At 47.9% G+C, this 583-nt stretch carries 1 protein-coding gene; it reads right to left on the bottom strand.

What is annotated here, in order from left to right:
* Positions 1-8: 8 nt before the first annotated feature.
* Positions 9-583: aromatic amino acid lyase (locus R7F64_RS24135; protein WP_318072183.1), on the bottom strand; the 575-nt coding region annotated here is incomplete at its 5' end.

Below are 583 nucleotides of genomic sequence, written 5' to 3'. Positions count from 1 at the left end.
TCTACAGATTAATGTACGCTTGGCAGAAGGTTCTCTGGCATCAGTGCGTTATGTAGAGCAAGTTTCAACAATGTGTTTGCTTGCTCGATATCGGGTGCAAAGTAACGGTCTTTATCGTAGAACGACACTTTTTCACGCAGCATCTGTTTTGCAATTTCGATTCGCTCAGACGATTTATTTGGCGCCCTGAAATCCAAACCTTGCGCCGCCGATAGATATTCGACAGCCAGAATGCCGCGAGTGTTTTCACCCATTTCTTTCAGTCTTCGAGCCGCGAATGTCGCCATTGACACGTGGTCTTCTTGGTTTGCTGATGTTGGTAAGCTATCTACTGAGGCTGGGTGAGCAAGGGTCTTATTTTCACTTGCTAATGCCGCAGAGGTTACTTGAGCAATCATGAAGCCAGAGTTCACGCCACCATTATCCACTAAGAACGGCGGCAGTTTTGATAGCGCGCTGTCGATGAGAAGTGCCATACGACGTTCAGACAAACTGCCGATTTCTGCAATGGCAAGGGCTAAGTTGTCGGCTGCCATCGCAACAGGTTCTGCATGGAAGTTACCGCCAGAGATGATGTCGTTAT

The sequence above is a fragment of the Vibrio sp. Vb1980 genome (assembly GCF_033338615.1).
GTDB classification, from domain to species: Bacteria; Pseudomonadota; Gammaproteobacteria; order Enterobacterales; family Vibrionaceae; genus Vibrio; species Vibrio alginolyticus.
This window is presented reverse-complemented; position numbering and strand designations above follow the sequence as displayed.